Genomic DNA, 19,926 nt, shown 5'->3' on the forward strand with positions numbered 1-19,926 from the left:
GGCCCAAGAGCTCACCGGCACCCAAGATGAACGGTAAGGGACAGTGCAGGAAATGACTCAGCCCCGACGCCTCGGCGATCGCTACGAGCTTGACGGCGTCGTCGGGCGTGGCGGCATGGCCGAGGTCTATCGCGCACGAGACATCCGGCTGGATCGGATCGTCGCCATCAAAACCCTCCGCGCGGACCTGGCAAGGGACCACATCTTCCAGGCCCGTTTCCGCCGGGAGGCGCAGTCCGCCGCGTCACTGAACCACCCGTCCATCGTCGCGGTCTACGACACGGGCGAAGACGTGACGGACGGCGCGCCTGTGCCGTACATCGTGATGGAGTACGTCGACGGCCGCACGCTGCGCGACCTGCTCCGCGCCGACCGGCGGCTGCTGCCCGAGCGGGCGGCCGAGCTGGTCGACGGGATCCTGCGGGCGCTGGACTACAGCCACCGGGGCGGCATCGTCCACCGGGACATCAAGCCGGCGAACATCATGATCACCCGCAACGGCGACGTCAAGGTCATGGACTTCGGCATCGCCCGCGCGATGGCCGACTCGGCCGCGACCATGACGCAGACCGCGCAGGTCATCGGTACCGCGCAGTACCTGTCGCCGGAGCAGGCCAGGGGTGAGCGGGTCGACGCCCGCAGCGACATCTACTCCACCGGGTGCGTGCTGTACGAGCTGCTGACCGGGCAGCCGCCGTTCACCGGCGACTCCCCCGTCGCGATCGCCTACCAGCACGTGCGCGAGGACCCGATCCCGCCGTCGCAGATCGACCCCGACATTCCCAAGTGGGCCGACGCCATCGTGCTGAAGTCGATGGCCAAGGACCCGGCGCACCGCTACCAGAGCGCGTCGGAGATGCGCGCCGACATCCAGCGGGCGATGTCGGGCATCCCGATGGACGCCCAGACGATGGCGCTGGCCAACAACTACGGCGCCGCCACCCACACCATGCAGCAGCAGCCCCTGGCTCCCGGCGGCCCGGCGACCCAGCGCACCACCGCCGTCCCCGCCTACGAGTACGGCTCGCAGGAGGGCGGCGGCGGCCGCGGCAGGCGCCGCCAGCAGAGCGGCGGCAACACCGCGGTCAAGACGGCGGCGTGGATCCTGGTCCCGCTGCTGATCATCGGTGCCTTCATCGGCGTCGGCTACATGTTCCTGAGCTCGCCCGGCGACACCGCCACGGGGGGCAAGGTGAAGATCCCGGCGCTGGCCACGCAGTCCGTCGGCGCGGCGACCAACGCGCTGAGGGATCTCGGGCTGAAGGTCAAGGTCGTCGAGGAGTTCGACGAGAAGCTGCCCAAGGACACGGTGATCGACACCGACCCGCCGGCCGACACCGAGGTGGACAAGAACACCGAGGTCACCCTCAAGGTCTCCAAGGGCGTCCAGAAGGTCGAGGTGCCCAACGTGCTGAACATGAGCGTGGAGGAGGCGACCGCGGCCCTGGAGGCCAAGGAGTTCCAGGTGAGCGTGCAGTCCAAGGTGTCCAGCCGCCCGCAGGGCAAGGTGTTCCAGACCGATCCCGAGGCGGGGAAGAAGGCTGGCAAGGGCAGCACGGTCCGGATCTACATCCCCAAGGAGGCCATCGAGGTGCCGGAGGTGGCCAACCTCACGATCGGGGACGCCACCCGGATGCTCAAGGAGGCCGGCTTCAAGGTCAAGGTGGTCAAGCAGGAGAGCGACCTGCCCGAGGGCACCGTGCTCAGCCAGGGCCCCCAGGCCGGTGCGAAGCTCATGCCGGGCACCACGGTCACGCTGGTGGTCTCCAGCGGGAAGGCCCCCGAGCCGACCTACCAGCCCACCTTCACGCCCGAGGAGCCGACGGACACCGAGCAGCCCGAGCCGGAGCCGACCGAGACCGACGACGGCTCGATCTTCGACAACCCGCCGGGCGACAGCGGCAACCAGAACTGAGCGCCCGGTTCCGCCGGGGCCCATCGGGGCCCTGACGACATCCTGAGAAGGACCCCCGCCCTCCGGCGGGGGTTCTTCTCGTTTCCGAACGAAAAAGAGCCCTTCCGCCACTCGGGGGCGATGGCGGAAGGGCTCACTGGTTAGTCGTTCAGGACGGCCCGCGCGTTACACGATCCCGGCGAGCCAGTTCCCGAGCAGTCGATGCCCGTGTTCGGAGATCACCGACTCGGGGTGGAACTGCACACCCTCCAGGGGCGCGGTGCGGTGGCGCAGCCCCATGATCACGCCGTCGGCGGTGGTCGCGGTGACCTCCAGGACCTCCGGGACGGTCCCGGGCACGACGGCCAGCGAGTGGTAGCGCGTCATGGTCACCGGGGACGGCAGCCCGGCGAAGACGCCGCGTCCGTCGTGGCCGATCAGGCTGGTACGGCCGTGCATCAGCTCGGGGGCCCGCGCCACGGTGGCCCCGTAGGCGATCGCGATGGCCTGGTGACCGAGGCAGACACCCAGCAGCGGCAGGTCGCGGGCCTCGCAGTAGCCGACGAGCGGGACGCTCACCCCCGCCTTCTCCGGGGTCCCCGGCCCCGGGCTGATCAGGACCCCGTCGAAGCCGGCCGCGTCCTCGGGCACGACGTGGTCCCGTGGCCGCACGTCGCAGGTGGCGCCGAGCTCGCGGAGGTACTGGACGATGGTGTGGACGAAGCTGTCGTGGTTGTCCACGACGAGGACGCGGGTCATCGGCCCGGCGCGGCGTGGCCGGCGGGGACGAGGGGTTCGATCCGGGAGAACACGACACAGCAGGATACGGCCGCCGGCCGGAAGGATCCCGCCCCGGCGGAGGTCTTGGCCGCGTCGCGGACAGGCCGGTTCTCCACTGGCCGGAGGCCGGTTCTCCGGAGGGAGCGGGCGCGAGGGAGCCGGACGGTCACCCTCACGGCGGCCGCCTTCCCCGGCGTTCTCGGCCTTCTCCACGCAACCCGCATGAGTTCACCCTAATGACGATGAACCATTGCGACCTGACAAGACATGACAGGAATCGCACCATTGAAGCAAGGTTTGCGCAGTGATGGCACCGTATGGGATCGCCATGACACGGGTGTGCCGACTATTCTTACTCGGGTCTTCGCCACCAGCGATTACGCTAGCTGACACGGCCTGCGCACGATCCGACCGCGCAGGGTTGACGCAGGAGAACCCAGTGCCCAAGTCCAAGACTCGCAAGAAGGCGGTTTACACCCCGCCGCAGACCTCCCAGCAGGTCAAGATGAGCCCGCGCTGGCTGGCGCCGGTCATGGTGGCCTCCTGGATCATCGGGATCCTGTGGATCGCCGTCTACTACATCGCCCCCACCGCGCCCGGCCTCGCCTACCTGCACAACTGGAACCTGCTGATCGGGTTCGTCTTCATCATCTTCGGTGTGGTGCTGTCCACCCGCTGGCGTTAACTTTTTCCACAGTGTTTATCCACACCCTGGGGAAGCATCAGGGTGTGGATCAGCCGACCAGGCCGAACTGCATCTCGTAGACGTACGGCGGCAGCAGTGTGACCAGCGCCACGAACACCACGAACAGCACCGCGCAGCCGCCCCACTGGAACAGGTTCCTGTTCTTCGCCGGGGCGTAGGCGAGGATGCCTCCGACCAGGGCGCCGGTGATCAGGCCGCCGAGGTGTCCCTGCCAGCTGATGTTCGGCACCATGAAGGTGAGCACCGCGTTGATGCCGATCAGCCAGAGCACGCCGCGGGCGTCGTATCCCAGCCTCCTGGCGACCACGAACAGCGCGCCGAACAGGCCGTAGATCGCGCCCGAGGCGCCGACCGCGGCGATGCCGACCAGGTAGACCGCGACGGACCCGCCGAGCGCGGACAGCAGGTAGAGCGCCAGGAAGCGCAGGGAGCCCAGACGCCGCTCCAGCTCGGGGCCGATGGCGTAGAGCGCCCACATGTTGAACACGATGTGGGTGATCGCCAATGAACCGCCGGCCAGCGGCGCGTGCAGGAAGGCGCCGGTGAACAGCCGCCACCACTCGCCCGCGGCCACGGCGCCCGCGTTCATCGCGAACTCGCCCAGCACCTGGTTGGTGCTGAGGGTCTCCGCGACGTAGGCCAGGACGTTGACGACCAGCAGCGTCCAGGTCACCCTGGGCGTGGCGACCGCCTTGCCGCCGAAGACCGACTGCGCCCGCCGTACCGTCCTGTTGCCGTCGGCCACGCACTCGGGGCACTGGAAGCCGACCGAGGCCTCGCGCATGCAGTCGGGGCAGATGGGCCGCTCGCAACGCTGGCAGCGAACATAGGTCTCACGACCCGGATGCCGGTAACACGTGGGAACGGCGGTGGTCTCGGACTCGCTGGGTGGCTGAGTGGTCATGGCGTGTCGCTGGCCCCTTCGACCGTGCTGTTATCCACAGACTGCCAGCCTATTCATGATCCTGAGCACACGCACCAGCGAACGGGGCCCGTCGGCGGGGTGCGGCCCACCGGTGGGACGCGTGGGACGCGTGGGACTCGGGTGACGACCACGCGCCCTTTTCCGAGCCCGGGACGCTCCACGACTTTCGGGCCCGGGACGCTCCCGGCTTTCGAGCCCGGGACGCTCCACGGCGGCGGCCGGACGCCTGCCCGCCCGGATCCTCCGCGAACCCGGGCGGCCGCCTCGGCACGGGAGGCCGCCGCCCGGAACGGTCAGCCCTGAACGCGCTCGATGGTGACCGACTCCAGGACGACGGGCTCGGTCGGACGGTCGCGGGCGTCGGTCTCGGTCTTGGCGATCGCGTCGACGACGTCCTGGCCCTCGACGACCTCACCGAAGATGGTGTGCCTGCCGTTCAGGTGCGGCGTGGGCACCACGGTGATGAAGAACTGCGAGCCGTTGGTGCCCCGGCCGCCCTGGATGCCGGCGTTGGCCATGGCGAACAGGTAGGGACGGTTGAAGTACAGGTCCGGGTGGATCTCGTCGTCGAACTTGTAACCCGGGCCACCGATGCCCTGGCCCAGGGGGTCACCACCCTGGATCATGAAGTTGTCGATGACCCGATGGAAGATCGTGCCGTCGTAAAGCTTGGCGGTGGTCTTCTGCCCGGTCTCCGGGTGCACCCACTCGCGGGCGCCCTCCGCCAACTCGACGAAGTTGCGCACGGTCTTGGGCGCGTGGTTCGGGAAAAGCTGGATTTTCACGGTGCCGCGATTGGTCTTCAGGTTCGCGATCAACTGCTCAGCCACGATCGGGCTCCCCCTTCATGTCGTCGGCCAAAGCCTCTGCAACGTGCTGTTTCATGGTGTTTCGATGGCTGCGGCCGTAGCCGCTCCACCTAGCATCCTCCCACGACCGGTAATGATTGAGCCGCCACCGAGCGGGAAGGGGAGGCAACGGGGCCCCGACAACTGGGGAGGTTAACGTGCCTCTTACTCTATTTGGAAAGCGCCGCGTGATCGTGATTCCGGACGTTCAGCTGGGCCAGATGAAGGCTCAGATGGCCCGCGCCTCCGAGCGGGTCGGCCCGGTGGCCGTCCAGGCCCGTGACATGGCCGGTCACGCCCGCGACATGGCGGATCACGCCCGCGACACCGCGGGTCATGTCCGTGACACGGCCAACGACAGGATCTACGTCGCCCGTGGATGGGCGGCGCCCAAACTGGACGCCGCCGCTCACTCGGTCGAGGAGCAGCTGGCGCCGAAGGTCAGCGCGCTGCTGTCACAGGCGGCCAGCAGGATCGACCCGACTCCGAGGCGGGTCAGGTCTCGCAAAGGGCCGATGCTCCTGTTGTTCACGGGCATCGCGATCGGCGCGGTCGGCTTCGCGATGTACCGCAGAAGCGCCGACCAGTGGACCGAGGCGATGAAGGAGACCGCCTCGGACGCCTCCCGGTGGGCGTCGGACAAGGCACGGTCCGTGTCGGGGAAGACCTCCGGCACCGCGGACGAGGCCACGGCGACCGTCGGAGCCAAGGCGGAACAGCTCGGCGACAAGGCCGAGCAGAAGGCGGACCAGGTCGGCAGGAAGATGTCCTGATCCACCACGGGTACGGCCCGCGCCCTCGAAGGGCGCGGGCCGTACCCGTGCGTGTGAGATCTCTTCCCCTCCCCGTTCGGCGGGCGGTTCCCGGCATCTCCCGTTCCTCCCCGTGCCCGGATCCGCCCGTGCGGGCCCGCACCGGCTCCCCGTGCGGTACGGCCCGCGTGGAGATCAGGGTCGCTTGCCGCAGACCACCCGAATCTCGCCGGAGGCCGGGACCTTGGCTCCGGCGTCACCGGCGTCCGTCGACTCGACGATCAGGACATCGGCCTTCACCGAGGGGTCGTCCGTCCCGCCCTGGTCCCGGACGGAGTCCTCCCTGACGCTGAAGGAGCCCTCGGCCCCGGCCTTGACGGAGTCGTCGGCCGGAACGTCCGCGGAGAGCTTCTGGGAGACGTCCGGGGAGGGCTTCCCGGGGACGTCCGCGGGGAGCTTCTCGGGGAGGTCCGAGGGCCGCGCCTCCCGGCCGTCCTCGGGGGACACCCGCGGAGCCGCCTCTCGCGAGAGCCGGCCCGGCTCCGGAACCTGGGTGAGCGTCGGGCCGGAAGGCTCCTCGGCGACGCCTCCGTCGGCGGTCGCCGACGGGGACACACCCTTGACGCGGTCCTCGAGGGTCCTGACCTCCACCTTCAGGCGCTCGACCTCCTCCTGCACGGTCTCGCCGGGCTTCGTGGAGAACAGACGGCCCTCGGTGACGCCGGCCCCCGGAGGGAGGTTCTCGCCCTCCCTGAGTTTCTCGACCTTGAGCTCCCTGAGCTCCTTCAGTTCCCGGGCCTTCTGCGGCCCTCCGGACCTCTCGAAGTCACTCGCGGCGACCCCGTACACCTTGGTCACCTTCACGGTCACCAGGCCGCCGTCACACTTGAGGGTGTAGCCGTCGGGCGTCGCGGCGGAGTCGGGGACGTCGGCGTTCGCGGCGCCGGTCAGCGTGGTCATCAGGACACCGGCCGCCATGACGGCGGCCGCGAGTATGCGGGTACGGCGCATGCGTGTTCTCCCTGTCGATCTGTCGAGGTGCCGTCGATCTGTAGAGGTGCCGGATCGTCGGAATCGTTGGATCTGGAGAGCACAGGCTCGTGCCCGGCGGCTGAAGCGGGCCTGAAGACGGCAGAAGTCGTCTTCAGGTTGGCTTTAGGCGGTCTGCGGCAGGCTGGGCGGCATGCGCATGCTGCTGGTTGAGGACGAGAGGCGCCTGGCCGACCTGCTGAAGGGCGGTCTGGCCGCGGAGGGCTTCGCCGTCGACGTCGCCCACGACGGACGCGACGGGCTGTGGATGGCGAGTGAGAACACCTACGACGTGATCGTGCTCGACGTCATGCTGCCCCGGATGAACGGCTACACCGTCTGTTCCAAGCTGCGCGCCGCCGAGAACTGGACGCCGATCCTGATGCTCACCGCCAAGGACGGGGTGCACGACGAGGCCGAGGCCCTGGACACCGGTGCCGACGACTTCCTGTCCAAGCCGTTCTCCTACGTGGTGCTGCTGGCCAGGCTGCGCGCGCTGACCCGCAGGGGCGGCCGGGCCAGGCCCGTCTCCATCGTGGTCGGCGACCTGACCGTCGATCCGGCGGGCCTGCGCTGCCGCCGGGGAGAGATCGAGATAGCCCTCACCCCCAAGGAGTTCGCCGTCCTGCACGGCCTGGCCCGCAGACCGGGCGAGGTGGTCTCCAAGAGCGAGCTGCTCGCCCAGGCCTGGGACTTCTCCTACGACGGCGATCCGAACATCGTCGAGGTCTACATCAGCGCGCTGCGCCGCAAGATCGACGCCCCGTTCGGCCGCTCGTCCCTGGTGACCGTACGCGGCGCCGGTTACCGGCTGGAGGGCTGAGATGTCACGCCTCTCGGTCCGGGTGAGGGCGACCCTGGCGGCCACGGTCATCGTCGCGGCGGCGCTGGGGGTGGCGACGGCCGTACTCGTCGGCGTGCTCAGGGGCAGCCTGGTGGAGAGCGCCTCCAACGAGGCCACCCGGCGCGCCGACGCCGTCGCGAACGTGCTGGTCGCCACCTCCGGGGCCGTGGACACCGCGAACAAGGAGCGGAAGATCCAGTCCGTCGGCCGGCTCTTCGACCCGGACATCAAGATCGTCGAAGAGACCTCCCCTGACACGTTCTCCAAGCTCGTCCTCACCAAGCGCTCCTCCGATTCGGCCGCCCGCGGGAAGGACGGCTCGACGGCCCCGGAGCCCGGGGCCGCGTCCGGTCCGGGAACCGCGGCGTCCGAGCCGGAGGGCACGTCGAAGACCCCGCCGAAGGACTTCCTGAAACCCGCCCTCGAAGCCGCGCCCGACACGGTGCCGGGCACGATGTCAGGCACGATGTCCGGCACCGCGCCCGACACCGTGTCCGACACCATGTTCGACACTGTGCCCGGCATCGTGTCCGCCCCCACTCCGGAGGCCGCGTACCAGTCCGACGAGTGGGCGCCCGCCGGCTCCTTCACCGTGGTCAAGATGCCGGTCCTCACCTCAGGAGGGGCCCTGGTGGTGCAGGCCAGGGCCTCCCTGGAACCCACCAGGGACGCTCTGCGGTCCCTGCAGGACCTGCTGCTGCCCGGCATCCCGGCACTGCTCCTGCTGGTCGCGGCGCTGACCTGGCTGGCGGTCGGCCGGGCGCTCGCGCCCGTGTCGGCCATCCGTGCCGAGATGGCCGACATCACCGCCAGCGACCTGCACCGCCGGGTCCCGGTGCCGCGCTCGCGTGACGAGATCGCCCGCCTCGCCGAGACCATGAACCGCACGCTCGACCGGCTGGAACTCGCCGTCGACCGGCACAAGCGCTTCGTCGCCGACGCCGCCCACGAGTTGCGCAGCCCGCTGGCCGTCCTGCGTACCCGCCTGGAGCTCGCCCCGCCGGAGCCGCTGGCGGCCGAGGCGCTGACCGACGTGGACCGGATCCAGAAGCTCACCGCGGACCTGCTGCTGCTGGCCCGCCTCGACGCCGGCGAACCCGTCTGTCATGAGGAGGTCGACCTCGGCCAGGTCGCCGCCGAGGAGGCCGCCAGGTCACGGCCCAGGTCCGAGATCAAGGTGGTGCTCGACGTGGCCGTCGACGCCGTGGTCCGCGGTTCGGCCGAGCAGCTGCGCCGCCTGGTGGCCAATCTGGTGGACAACGCGGTACGGCACGCGGACTCCACGGTCACCGTCCGGCTGGCCCTCGACGAAGGCCCCGGCGGGGGCACGGCCGCCGTGCTCGACGTGCGCGACGACGGGCCCGGCATTCCGGCCGAACACCACGCGGCGGTCTTCGACCGGTTCACCCGGCTGGACGAGGCCCGCGACCGGGACGCGGGCGGGTCGGGTCTCGGGCTCGCCATCGCCAGGGACATCGCGGTACGGCACGGCGGCACCCTCGACCTCGTCACGGAAACTCCGGGAGCCTGGTTCCGCGCACGCTTTCCTGTGATATGACTCACAGGAGGTTCGTTGAGAATCCTTCCCCCAGGAGGCTCGCATGCCGCCCGTGACCCGCAGAGTGATGATCTTCCGGAGCCTGGCGGGCGGTGTGACCGCGCTGGTGACCTCCGCCGTCGCCTGGGCGCGCCCCGCCGAGGCCACCGAGTCCGACACCGACGCGACCACCGTGCTGGCCAAGACCAAGAGCATTCCCGTCGGCGGCGGAAAGATCATCAGGGGTACCTGGGTGGTCACCCAGCCCACCAGGGGCACCTTCCGGGCCTTCAGCGCGAAGTGCACCCATCAGGGCTGCACGGTCGCGAGTGTGAGCGGCGGCACCATCAACTGTCCCTGCCACGGCAGCAGGTTCCGCGTCTCCGACGGTTCGGTGGTCAGGGGACCCGCCGCCCGCGCGCTGCCCGGTCAGAGGATCAAGGTCTCCAAGGGCGTCATCCGTCTCGCCTGACCCGGGCCACGTAGAGGTGACCGCTCAGAGCAGGCGCGTCCCACAGTCCAGCTCCTGGCCGATCAGGCCGAGCGCCGCGGCGAAGCCTTCCCGGTTCCACCTGGCGAAGCCGATGAACAACCGGTTGGCCAGCGGGACACCCCAGCGGCCCCACGAGGCGACGTTGAAGACGCGGTAGGTGACGAGCGCTCCGTCGGAGTGCGGCTCGACGGTGTACTCCCCCCGGTACCACCAGCCGCCCTGGGTGGCCAGGGTGCTCCCGGTCACCTCGACGGTCATCGCGTGCGCCGGCATCCGCAGGACGAACCGCTCGGGCCCTCCCTCGACCGTGCCGCCGTGCGAGGAGAACAGCCAGGCGTTGCCGGGACCGACCGGCCCCGGGCTCACCGCCAGGACCAGCCGTTCCACCCGTTCGGGCGCGGTCTCGACCACTCCCGCGACCTCACAGAGCAGGGTCTTCTTCATCAGGTCCTCCCAACGTGTCGTCACCGCGGCTCGGCCAGGTCAGCTCCCCGGTCCCGAGCCTGTCGAGAACGCTCCGCACCCAGCCGAGCTCCGCGTCACAGCGCACGCGCTCGTATTCGAGTTCCAGCACCAGCAGCCGGGGCAGCCCGCTCTCCGCGAGGTTCCTCATGTGCGTGTCGCAGGCGAAGACCCCGCTCTCCAGAGCCGCGGCCCGGGTCAGCAACGCCCGCTCGGCCTCGCGCACCGGCAGGCATCCGATGAGCGAGACCGCGGCGTGGAAGTTCCGTGCGTCCGGCCCCGGCTCCTCGAGCAGCCGCCGGAGCCGGGCCGTCAGCTCCGCCCGGCCCTCGCCGGTGAGCCGGTAGACCGTACGCTCCGGCCTGCGGCCCTCCCTGCTCGTCTCGGCGGGCACGATCAGCTCGTCCCCGGCCAGACGGTCGACCGCGTGGTAGAGGCTGCGCGGCAGCCCGGTCACGTAGTCCTTGTGCGTGTCCACGATCAGCCGGTGCATCTCGTAGGGATGGCTCGGCTTGACCGAGAGCAGGGCGAGCACGGTCAGTCCGACCAGATCGGGGCCTCGCGCCATCACCACTCCTCATGCAGGTTTCTTTATTGCATTATGCAATATAGGAGTGTGGCGCGAGTACCGCGAAGATGGGCCCCCTGAGCGACGGGCTCGGCATGCGATGGGCATGGTGGGCGGAGACACATGTTTCACGTGAATCCCCGCCCACCACACGGCAACGGGCAGGCCACAGCCGCCGCCCGCCACGGACCGCGGGGTTCCGGACGGTTCGGGCCGGGGATGCGACCTTTCCCGGGGAGGCTTCCCCCCACCGGCCACCCTCCGGATCGGGCGGCGGCTCAAAAGGTGACTCCGGAGGTGAGGCTCAGGAGGTGGGGCTCAGGAGGTGGTCAGGGCGACCGTCGGGGACAGGCGGGCGGCGCGCATTGCGGGGTAGAGACCGGCGACCACCCCGATGACGAGGGTGGCGGCGACCGCACCGCCGACCGCCCAGGGCGGCACCACGGGCGGCAGGTCACGCGACAGCGCGTAACCGACGGTCGCCAGAGCGCCCAGCACCGCCCCGACCACCCCGCCCAGCGCGGACAGCAGCAGGGACTCCGCCATGAACTGGACGCGCACCTGCCCTCGGGTGGCGCCGAGCGAACGGCGCAGGCCGATCTCCTTACGACGCTCCAGAACGGAGATCACCATGGTGTTGGCCACTCCGATCCCGCCGACCAGCAACGCGACCACGCCGAGCCCGAGCAGCAGGCTGGTGAACGCGCCCGCGGCGGCGACCCGGGCGGCCAGCGCGTCCGAGGGCCTGCTGACCTCGACCTCCTCCGGGTTCTCCGAATTGACCGTGCGGGGCAGCACCTCCCGGACGGCCTCGACCGCCTCCTCCGCCGAGCGCTCGTAGAGCGTCGTGGGGTGCCCGTCGAAGTCCAGATGTTCCTCGGCCGCCGGGAACCCGACGAGCGCCGACCGTTCGATCTCCGGGGCGAGCGGCATCGGGCCCAGGACGCCGATGACGGTGAACCAGCGCTTCCCCATCCACACCCGCACCCCCGTCCCGGTGACACCGAGCCGTTCGGCGGCCTTGGAGCCCAGGACGACGGCGGGCTGCCGCTCGGTGGCGGCGTTGAGCCAGGCCCCCCGCACGACGGTCCCCTCAAGCGTGGTGAGGAGCCCGGTGGTCGCCGCCTGCACGGCGATGCCCCCGGTCACCGCCCTGGGGATGTGGTCGGTGCGCCGTACGGTGGCCTTGGTGGAGCCGGTGGCGGCGGCCGTACGGACCGGGCCGACGCGATCGACCATGCCGAGCGCGCCGGTGGGCAGCTTGGAGTCCTCTCCGAAGAGCGTACGGCCCGCCGAGACGGTGAGCAGGTTGGTGCCGAGCCGGTCGAGCTGACGCAGCAGCTGCTCCCGCGAGGAGGAGGAGATGCCGATCACCGCGACCATGGTGGCGATGCCGATCGCGATCCCGAGCGCGGACAGCGCCACCCGGGTGGGACGTGAGCGCAGCCCCGCCACTCCGACCCGAACGACGTCGGAGGGGCTGAGCCGGGCGGGTGTGAGCCGTCCTGCGCGGATCATTCCCGAACCCCTTTCGTGATCTCCGCGGGGGGTCTGCGGCCGTCGCCGCGATCGGCCACGATCCGGCCGTCACGGACCCGGACCTGCCGCGAACACCACGCGGCGATCTCCGCGTCGTGCGTGATGACCGCCACCGTGGTCCCGGCGGCGTGCAGGTCGCGCAGGACCCGCAGCACCTCGCTCCCCGCCGCGGAGTCCAGGTTGCCGGTCGGCTCGTCGGCGAGCAGCAGCGGCGGATCGCCCACCACCGCGCGGGCGACCGCCACCCGCTGCTGCTCACCGCCGGAGAGCCGGTTCGGTGTGTGCCCCAGCCGGTGGCCGAGCCCGACCCGTTCCAGCGCGGCGGCGGCCCGCTCGCGCCTGGCCCGCAGCGCGGTACCGGTGTAGAGGAGCCCGTCGGCCACGTTGTCCAGCGCGGTCACGCCGGGGGACAGGTGGAACTGCTGGAACACGAACCCCAGACTGCGCGCGCGCAGCGCGGACAACTCCCGGTCGGAGAGCCCGCCCACGTCGTGACCCGCGATGCGCACGGTCCCCGTGGTGGGCCGGTCCAGGGTTCCGATCATGTGGAGCAGGGTGGACTTGCCGGAACCCGACGGGCCGACGATGGCCAGCAGCTCGCCGTCGCCGACCGTCAGGTCCACCCCGCGCAGGGCCTGCACGCCTCCGTCGTAGAGCTTGGTCACACCGCACAGCTCCACCACGTACGGCCCGCCCGCGCCCATCGCGTACGGCTCGCTCACGGCGCCGGCACCCCGACCTTCGTCCCCTCGGCGAGCCCCGCACCGGTGATCTCCACCAGGCCGCTGCCGAACGCCCCGGTCTCCACCGCCACCACCCGGGTGGAACCGCCCTCGACGACCTCGACGCCGTAGCCGCCCTCGCGCAGCGCGAGCAGTGCCTCGACCGGCACGGCCAGGACGTTCTCACGCCGCTCACTCACCAGCTCCACCTCCACCGGAGCCTGGTCCAGCCCGCTCTTGGGGGCCTTGTCGAGCGTGATGTCGACGTCGACGGTGGTGCCGTCGTCTCCCTGGCCGGACCGGACCGCCTTGGCGACCGTGCCCACCGAGCTGATCCTCCCGGCCGCCCGCTCGCCGCCGGGCAGTTTCACCGTGACCTTGGCCCCCTTCCTGGCCAGCGTCTGGTCCGCGGTGTCGAGGTCCACGTGCACCAGCCTCCGCAGGCCGCTGACCGTGAGGACCGGCCGCCCGGGAGCGGCCCTGCCGCCGACCTCGACCTTCGCGTCGGTCACCCGGACCGCCGAGGGCAGGAAGACCACCTGGGCCGCGTCCACCTGCCCGGTCTCCGGCAGGCCCGCGTCGTCCTGCCACTGCCGGACCGCCAGATACGTCGCGTAGCCGAAGTGGTCGTCCACCGTCAGGTCGTCGCCGTAACCGAGAGCCTTGAGGTTGCGCTCCAGCTGCCTGACGTCGGGTCCGTCCGAAACGCCCGATCGCAGCGGCCGGTAGAGCGGCAGCGAGCCGTACATCACGACGACCGGTTTCCGGTCGACCCTGAGCAGCGGGCGGCCCCTGCGGACCACCGAGCCCTCGGCGGCCACCCACGTCACCGTGCCGGAGGCGTCGGTGGTCAGGCTCCGTTCGCCGGAGTAGGTGAGCGAGCCGTTCACGGTCTTGGTGTCCACCAGGTCCTGCCGGGTGATCGTCGCCGTGGCGGGGAGGGGAGGCTTGCTCGGCGCCGCCGTCACCGCGCCGCCGTCACCGAGAACGGCGAACGCCGTCCAGGCCACGGCGAGCAGGGGGATGCCCCCGGCGACCGCGACGCCCCCGCGTGCCGCGGCCCTCACCGGGGCTTCCCGGCGCCCGGACGGAACTCCTCGCACGCCTCCTCGGCCTCTTTGAGCTTCTGCTCCCCGCCCTTGGGGATCTTGATCCTGAGATTGCCGTCGGAGCCCGGGTCCGGCATGTCGACGCCGTGCTCCCGCATGCAGCCGGCGTACTTGAGCATCTGGTCGCGGGTCTTGGGATCGTTCATCGGGTTCGGCCGGTCACCGATCGCGGCCTTCATGAAGTGCTCGCAGTCCCGCATCGCCGTGTCCGCCTTGGCGCGATCGAGATTCTTGGGGATCTGGATGCGGACCCTGCCGTCGGAGCCGGGGTCCGGCATGTCCACCCCGTGCTCCCGCATGCACTGGGCGAACTTCAGCCGCGCATCCTGCGGATCGGTGGAGGCGGAGGGGGAGGCGGAGGCCGGGGCGGTGGGCTTGGCCGTACCGTCGTTCGCACTGGCGATACCGTCCGTTCCCGCAGCTCCGGCCGCTCCGGCCCCGGAGCCGCATCCGGCCAGCACCAGGACCAGCGGGGCGGCGGCCAGTAACGGTCGAAGGTTCATGACTCACTCCTTCACGCCACGGGACGTTCGCCCGGGACGCGGCCCCACTCCAGCGGGCACGGTGCTAAACCCGGATAAGCGAGCGATCCCGCCGATCGCCTTATCCGCCGTTAACACGCGTTCGGCCACTCTCGGATCGGACAGGGAGGCCGGAATGCGGGTGCTCGTCGTCGAGGACGAGGAACAGTTGGCCGACGCCATCGCGCGGGGGCTGCGGCTGCACGCCATCGCCGTCGACGTGGTCCACGACGGCCAGGAGGCGCTGGAGATGGCCGCCTACGTCGACTACGACGTCGTCGTCCTCGACCGGGACCTGCCCGAGGTCCACGGGGACGAGGTCTGCCGTGAGCTGACCGCGGGGAACGGACCCGGCCGGATCCTCATGCTGACCGCCGCGGGGCAGGTCCGCGACCGGGTCGACGGGCTGTCCCTGGGGGCGGACGACTACCTGGCCAAGCCGTTCGTGTTCGCGGAGCTGGTGGCCCGGATCAGGGCGCTGGCCCGCCGTTCCCCCAGGGTGACGCCGTCGACCCTCGAACGGGCCGGGATCCGGCTCGACCCCGCCCGCCGTACGGTCACCCGGGACGGGCGGGAGATCACGCTGAACCGCAAGGAGTTCGACGTCCTGTGGGAACTCCTGCGGGCCGGCGGGAACCTCGTCACCTCGGCCGACCTGCGAAGGAACGTCTGGGACGAGCACGCCGACGCGGGCACCGGCGTGCTGCGCGTCACCATCACCTCACTGCGCAAGAAGCTCGGCGCTCCCCCGGCGATCGAGAACGTGCCCGGCAAGGGATATCGCTTCCGATGACATTCACCCTGTTCCTCCGGAAAGGACGCTCCGTGCGCTCCCCCGGTTCTCCGAACCTCTCCGGCTCCCCGCACCCCCCGAACTCCCCGCGCTCCGTGAGACGAGCCGTCGCGGCCCGCTCGCCCTGGAACAGGCTGGGGCTGCGCATGCGGCTCACCCTGCTGTACGGCGCGCTCTTCTTCGCCACCGGATCGGTGCTGCTCTGGTTCACCTACCTGCTGACCGCCAGGGCGCTGAGGCAGCAGTTCGTCATGAAGCTCAACAAGGCGATACTGCCCTCCGGCCCGGTCACGGACGTCCTGCCCAGGACCGTCATCGACGGCACGCCCGTCGAGCAGATGGCCCGGCAGGTGCAGACGGAGGTCGAAGCACGGGCCGCCGGCGTGCTCGACGAGATGCTGCGCTCCTCGCTGGTCGTCATGATCCTGGTCGGGGGCATCGCGCTGCTGCTCGGCTACCTGGTGGCCGATCGCGCGCTCCGTCCCCTCGACCGGGTGACCGAGACCGCGCAGCGGCTCTCGGAGAGCACCTTGCACGAGCGGATCGCGCTTCAGGGGCCGCAGGACGAGGTCAAGCGGCTGGCCGACACCTTCGACGCGATGCTCGACCGGCTGCACCGGGTGTTCGACGCCCAGCGCCGCTTCGTCGCCGACGCCTCCCACGAGCTGCGCACCCCGCTGACGATCAACCGGACCATCCTGGAGGTGTCGCTGGAGGAGCCCGCCGCCTCCGAGGACCTCAAGGCGCTGGCCCGCGCGCTGCTCGGCACCAACGCCCGCTACGAACGGCTGATCGAGGGCCTGTTGCTTCTGGCGCAGTCGGAGCAGGAGCTCACCGTCCGCAAACCCGTCGGCCTGCACCAGGTCGTCGGCACGGTGCTGGAGCAGCTCTCCCTCGAACCCCGCGGGCGCCGGGTGACCGTCCACCAGGACCTGCGTCCCGCGCTCGCCGACGGCGACCCCCTCTTCCTCGAACGCTGCGTGTTCAACCTCCTGGAGAACGCCACCCGTCACAACGTGCGTGACGGCGACGTCTGGGTGACCGTCCGCGAGGACGACGACGCCGCGACCGTCACGGTGGAGAACACCGGTCCCGTGGTCCCGCCGTACGAGGTGGACGAGCTGTTCGTGCCCTTCCGCCGCCGGCACGGCGAGCGCGTCCGCTCGGCCCGCGGGGCGGGGCTCGGCCTGTCCATCGTGCGCGCCATCGTCGACGCCCACGGCGGCACCGTCGAGGCCCGTTCCCGTCCCGAGGGCGGCCTCGTCATCGAGGTGCGCCTGCCCCGGTCACGCCCCTGACGCGAGAACGGCCACGGGGACTGCCACGAAGACGGTCACGCGGGCGATCGCGGGAGCGGCTGTCACACGGACGGTCGCCGGAGCGTCACGAGGGCGGCCACGAGGACGGTCACGCGGACGGCTCCGGGAGCGGGCGGACGGCGACGACGGCCGCCAGATCGGCCGCCAGCCGGAGTTCGACGGAGGTGAGACCGGGGTGTTCCAGCCAGTGCAGGCGGCCCAGGTCCGGCTTCCCCCCGAACAGGGGCGGCGACGTCCGCGCGGGGGTGAAGTCGTCGATCACGAGCGTCCCGCCGGGTGAGAGCAGGCGGAAGGGGTCGGCGGGCTCGTCGCCCTCGTTCTTGCCCTGCCCGCCGCCGTCGAGGACGACCAGGTCGTAGGGCGCGTGGTCGTAGATCGCGCTCCAGTCGCCACAGATCACCGTCACGTTGGGGACGTCCGAGAAGAGCTCCGCCGCCGCCCCCGCACGCCCGGGATCGCGTTCCACGCCGATGATGCCGACCTCCGGCGGCGCGCCGGTGGCGAGCCAGGCGAGTCCCACGCCGCAGCCCGTGCCCGTCTCCGCGACAGAGGTCCGGGCGCCACCCGCCAGGACCCGCAGCAGGCGTCCCTGCTCGGGACGGCAGGAGAAGGGGAAGCCCTGGCTCTCGGCGAGCCGGACCGCACGGGCCACCAGCGGGGGCACGTCCAGCCGGCGGTAGGCGTCGGTCCCGTTCAGCGACATCTCAGTGCCCTCCGGTGTCGTTCGGTTCGCCACGGCCGTCATCGGGCTCCGGACGGCGGCCGTTACGGACGGGTGGATCGTCAGGTCCCCGAGTACACGAGTCCCCGAGTACACGGGGGAAGGCCGAACTCCGGGAACGAGGCGGGAGCGATCCCCGCGGACGGCTCGCGTCGGCGGCCTCCGCGCCCGGCGGACTTCACGCTCAGTGGACCTCACGCTTGGTGGACTTCACGCTCAGCGGATCTCGGGGCGCTGTGAGGCGGCGGCCTTCGGACGCAGGTCGGCCAGGGTCAGCCGGTGCGCGGGCGGATCGGGCAGGATCACCCGGCGGTCCAGGGTGAGATCCGGTCCGCCGTGCACGAGTTCGCCGGGTTCCAGCAGCCGCCAGTCCGGGTTGTCGTCCATCCGCTCGCTGGCCACCACCAGCGCGGGCGCGCCGGACAGGTCGCGGGAGAGCACGCGCATCCGGCCGCCGGTGCCGGTGTGGTCGAGGTGCCGGTCGCCGTGCCTGCCGCCGGGAGCGCGTTCCAGCAGGTACAGCTCGTGGGTGTCGGGGTAGCGCAGCGCCCACAGTTCGTCCGGGGTGACGAGGATCAGGTTGAGGGCGTACACCGGCAGGTTCGCGGCGATCCACCGGGTGGCGTGCTCGACGCCGGCGGCGATGTCCCCGCCGTGCGCCCGGATCTCCTTGGTGATCAGGGCGAACACCCGCTCGGAGTCGGTGTCGCCCTTGACCTCCGACCGGTCGTCGCCGAGCCGCGCGTCGAGCAGGTCCAGCCCCTCGACCACCCCGTTGTGCGCGAACAGCCGTCCGTCCTGCTCGAACGGGTGGGTGTTGCGGTACACCAGGCCACCGGTGGAGGCGAACCGCACATGGGCGATGAAGGTGGTGGACCACGCCTGTTTGGCCTCCTCGGCGAAACACCGGTCCGCGTACGCGGCGACGGGTGCCTTGTGCAGTTCCGGAGTGCCGTCCGGGTCGAAGTAGCCGAGGCCGGTCCCGTCCGGGTCGCGATGACTCTGCGCGCTCAGGCTGTCCGGGGCGTCCAGCAGCCAGAAGGTGGCACGGATCCGTCGCGGAGCGCTGCTCATACCGAACAGACGGCACATCCCGGTGTCTCTCCTTCGCTTCTCTCTCGGCGACGACTTTCCGGCGACGGCCGCTTTCCAATGGCGGCGGCTTTCCGCGTCCCCGCCTCGATACTCCGCCGTGAATTCACACCGGGTGGCGATCCGAGGGCGGGCTTACCCAGGTCATACGACAGTTTTGAAGCGGGATGAGGTCCGCCCCGCCGTACGGATCGAGACTGTCCCCTGACGACGTCGGTGGATGTCCCGGGGGTGCCGCCCGGCCCGGCTGTACCGGAAAGATCCGCTACGGCAAGCAATACGACCATCCAACCCTTATCGGGTGAATTATCATGATTTTTGGGGAATTCGATTTCCGCTGATTCACATGATCACACAACCTCGTCATCGGAGGGCGATCGTGAACAGCCGCACCCCAGCCCTTTTCATTCAGCGGTCAATGAATTGATCGATTCCTTTCTCGCCCGCCGACACCGTTCTCATATGCTTGGCCGGGTCGCCGACCGCGTGACCCGCGAAGGGAGCGGACATGCGTCGCTACTCACGTGTCGTGGTCAAAGTCAGCGGAGAGGCACTCGCGGGTCCCGCCGGGTGGGGAACGGATCCGGCCGGACTCGCTCATCTGGCCGAGGAGATCCTGTCGGTGCACGCGCTCGGCATCGAGCTCGCGGTGGTCATCGGAGGCGGCAACTACTTCCGGGGCCGGATGGCCGACGGCTGGGGCATCGGCCGGGCCGAAGCGGACAACATCGGCATGCTCGGCACGGTCATGAACGCGCTGATGCTGCGCGGGGTGCTGACCGCGCGCTGCGAGTCGGACGTGAGGGTCATGACGGCCGTTCCGATGCAGAGCGTGGCCGAGCCGTTCATCCGGCTGCGCGCGGACCGGCACCTCCGGCGCGGGCTCATCGTGCTGCTGGCGGGCGGCATCGGGCAGCCCTACGTGACGACCGACTATCCCGCGGTCCAGCGGGCGTTGGAGCTCGACGCCGACGCGTTGCTGGTCGCCAAGCGCGGTGTCGACGGGGTCTACGACGACGACCCGAACATCACCCCGGACGCCAAGCGCTACACCACCCTCACCTATGGCGAGGCGCTGGCCGGGGGGATAAAGGTCATGGACGCGAGCGCCTTCGTGATCGCGAACGAGCACGGGCTGCTCATGCACGTCTTCGACGTGGCGGCGGTGGGCGCGATGAGGGCGATCTGCCAGGGCGAGGACATCGGCACCCTCATCACCCGATGACACCCTCACCTGCGATCATTCGCGGATCGTGACTGATGATGCTCGTC

The 19,926-nt window shown here is 70.5% G+C and carries 21 protein-coding genes; 9 read left to right on the plus strand and 12 right to left on the minus strand.

What is annotated here, in order from left to right:
• Nucleotides 1-52 precede the first annotated feature (52 nt).
• Nucleotides 53-1,915 carry a Stk1 family PASTA domain-containing Ser/Thr kinase gene (gene pknB / locus AB0N02_RS41315; protein ID WP_363958939.1) on the plus strand — a complete coding sequence of 621 codons (1,863 nt, stop codon included), beginning with the start codon at nt 53-55 and terminating at the stop codon, nt 1,913-1,915.
• A 165-nt stretch (nt 1,916-2,080) separates the two neighbouring features.
• Here the strand turns inward: pknB and AB0N02_RS41320 are convergent, their stop codons facing one another.
• Nucleotides 2,081-2,653, minus strand: coding sequence for a gamma-glutamyl-gamma-aminobutyrate hydrolase family protein (locus tag AB0N02_RS41320; RefSeq protein WP_363958942.1), 573 nt, complete (start codon nt 2,651-2,653; stop codon nt 2,081-2,083).
• Between the two features lie 460 nt (nt 2,654-3,113).
• On the opposite strand from AB0N02_RS41320, the gene AB0N02_RS41325 reads away from it, so the two are divergent.
• A complete protein-coding gene (locus tag AB0N02_RS41325) occupies nt 3,114-3,359 on the plus strand; it encodes a cell division protein CrgA (RefSeq protein ID WP_363958945.1) in 246 nt (81 codons plus the stop codon).
• Between the two features lie 49 nt (nt 3,360-3,408).
• Here the strand turns inward: AB0N02_RS41325 and AB0N02_RS41330 are convergent, their stop codons facing one another.
• Nucleotides 3,409-4,284, minus strand: a complete 876-nt coding sequence (locus AB0N02_RS41330) for a rhomboid family intramembrane serine protease (RefSeq protein ID WP_363958948.1) — start codon at nt 4,282-4,284, stop codon at nt 3,409-3,411.
• 314 nt (nt 4,285-4,598) lie between these two features.
• The gene (locus tag AB0N02_RS41335; RefSeq protein WP_363959065.1) at nt 4,599-5,123 is read right to left on the minus strand and encodes a peptidylprolyl isomerase; all 525 of its coding nucleotides are present in this window, start codon (nt 5,121-5,123) and stop codon (nt 4,599-4,601) included.
• Nucleotides 5,124-5,341: 218 nt separating this feature from the next.
• Here AB0N02_RS41335 and AB0N02_RS41340 point away from each other — a divergent pair, with 218 nt between their 5' ends.
• The gene (locus tag AB0N02_RS41340) at nt 5,342-5,926 is read left to right on the plus strand and encodes a hypothetical protein (RefSeq protein WP_363958951.1); all 585 of its coding nucleotides are present in this window, start codon (nt 5,342-5,344) and stop codon (nt 5,924-5,926) included.
• 174 nt (nt 5,927-6,100) lie between these two features.
• On the opposite strand, the gene AB0N02_RS41345 is transcribed toward AB0N02_RS41340, so the two are convergent.
• The gene (locus tag AB0N02_RS41345; protein ID WP_363958954.1) at nt 6,101-6,916 is read right to left on the minus strand and encodes a hypothetical protein; all 816 of its coding nucleotides are present in this window, start codon (nt 6,914-6,916) and stop codon (nt 6,101-6,103) included.
• Between the two features lie 172 nt (nt 6,917-7,088).
• Between AB0N02_RS41345 and AB0N02_RS41350 the strand changes: the two genes are divergently transcribed.
• From AB0N02_RS41350 to AB0N02_RS41360, 3 genes are read left to right on the plus strand one after another with little or no spacing between them, the layout of a single operon-like run.
• The gene (locus tag AB0N02_RS41350; protein ID WP_363958957.1) at nt 7,089-7,757 is read left to right on the plus strand and encodes a response regulator transcription factor; all 669 of its coding nucleotides are present in this window, start codon (nt 7,089-7,091) and stop codon (nt 7,755-7,757) included.
• A 1-nt stretch (nt 7,758) separates the two neighbouring features.
• Nucleotides 7,759-9,336: a HAMP domain-containing sensor histidine kinase gene (locus AB0N02_RS41355; RefSeq protein ID WP_363958959.1), complete on the plus strand. Its 1,578-nt coding sequence runs from the start codon at nt 7,759-7,761 to the stop codon at nt 9,334-9,336.
• Nucleotides 9,337-9,379: 43 nt separating this feature from the next.
• On the plus strand, nt 9,380-9,787 hold the full coding sequence (locus AB0N02_RS41360; RefSeq protein WP_363958962.1) for a Rieske 2Fe-2S domain-containing protein: 408 nt from the start codon (nt 9,380-9,382) through the stop codon (nt 9,785-9,787).
• A gap of 24 nt (nt 9,788-9,811) precedes the next feature.
• On the opposite strand, the gene AB0N02_RS41365 is transcribed toward AB0N02_RS41360, so the two are convergent.
• The 6 genes from AB0N02_RS41365 to AB0N02_RS41390 form a co-directional block, all read right to left on the minus strand.
• On the minus strand, nt 9,812-10,252 hold the full coding sequence (locus tag AB0N02_RS41365; protein ID WP_363958965.1) for a hypothetical protein: 441 nt from the start codon (nt 10,250-10,252) through the stop codon (nt 9,812-9,814).
• On the minus strand, nt 10,230-10,838 hold the full coding sequence (locus AB0N02_RS41370; protein WP_363958968.1) for a PadR family transcriptional regulator: 609 nt from the start codon (nt 10,836-10,838) through the stop codon (nt 10,230-10,232). Before AB0N02_RS41370 ends, AB0N02_RS41365 begins: the two co-directional genes overlap by 23 nt.
• 318 nt (nt 10,839-11,156) lie before the next feature.
• A complete protein-coding gene (locus tag AB0N02_RS41375; RefSeq protein ID WP_363958971.1) occupies nt 11,157-12,356 on the minus strand; it encodes an ABC transporter permease in 1,200 nt (399 codons plus the stop codon).
• The gene (locus tag AB0N02_RS41380) at nt 12,353-13,081 is read right to left on the minus strand and encodes an ABC transporter ATP-binding protein (protein WP_363959068.1); all 729 of its coding nucleotides are present in this window, start codon (nt 13,079-13,081) and stop codon (nt 12,353-12,355) included. Before AB0N02_RS41380 ends, AB0N02_RS41375 begins: the two co-directional genes overlap by 4 nt.
• 14 nt (nt 13,082-13,095) lie before the next feature.
• Nucleotides 13,096-14,166, minus strand: coding sequence for a peptidoglycan-binding protein (locus AB0N02_RS41385; RefSeq protein WP_363958973.1), 1,071 nt, complete (start codon nt 14,164-14,166; stop codon nt 13,096-13,098).
• A complete protein-coding gene (locus tag AB0N02_RS41390) occupies nt 14,163-14,711 on the minus strand; it encodes a hypothetical protein (RefSeq protein ID WP_363958975.1) in 549 nt (182 codons plus the stop codon). Before AB0N02_RS41390 ends, AB0N02_RS41385 begins: the two co-directional genes overlap by 4 nt.
• Before the next feature lie 154 nt (nt 14,712-14,865).
• On the opposite strand from AB0N02_RS41390, the gene AB0N02_RS41395 reads away from it, so the two are divergent.
• Both AB0N02_RS41395 and AB0N02_RS41400 read left to right on the plus strand, forming a co-directional pair.
• Nucleotides 14,866-15,522, plus strand: coding sequence for a response regulator transcription factor (locus AB0N02_RS41395; protein ID WP_363958978.1), 657 nt, complete (start codon nt 14,866-14,868; stop codon nt 15,520-15,522).
• Between the two features lie 95 nt (nt 15,523-15,617).
• A complete protein-coding gene (locus AB0N02_RS41400) occupies nt 15,618-16,820 on the plus strand; it encodes an ATP-binding protein (protein WP_363958981.1) in 1,203 nt (400 codons plus the stop codon).
• Nucleotides 16,821-16,929: 109 nt separating this feature from the next.
• Here AB0N02_RS41400 and AB0N02_RS41405 read toward each other — a convergent pair whose 3' ends face one another.
• Both AB0N02_RS41405 and AB0N02_RS41410 read right to left on the minus strand, forming a co-directional pair.
• On the minus strand, nt 16,930-17,544 hold the full coding sequence (locus AB0N02_RS41405; RefSeq protein ID WP_363958984.1) for a class I SAM-dependent methyltransferase: 615 nt from the start codon (nt 17,542-17,544) through the stop codon (nt 16,930-16,932).
• Nucleotides 17,545-17,778: 234 nt separating this feature from the next.
• A complete protein-coding gene (locus AB0N02_RS41410; protein WP_363958987.1) occupies nt 17,779-18,654 on the minus strand; it encodes a class II glutamine amidotransferase in 876 nt (291 codons plus the stop codon).
• A 508-nt stretch (nt 18,655-19,162) separates the two neighbouring features.
• Here AB0N02_RS41410 and pyrH point away from each other — a divergent pair.
• Nucleotides 19,163-19,879 (plus strand): UMP kinase, encoded by a 717-nt coding sequence (gene pyrH / locus AB0N02_RS41415; RefSeq protein WP_363958990.1) that lies wholly within the window; start codon nt 19,163-19,165, stop codon nt 19,877-19,879.
• The last annotated feature ends 47 nt before the right edge of the window (nt 19,880-19,926 follow it).

It is taken from the genome of Streptosporangium sp. NPDC051022 (genome assembly GCF_040683035.1).
Lineage (GTDB): Bacteria > Actinomycetota > Actinomycetes > Streptosporangiales > Streptosporangiaceae > Streptosporangium.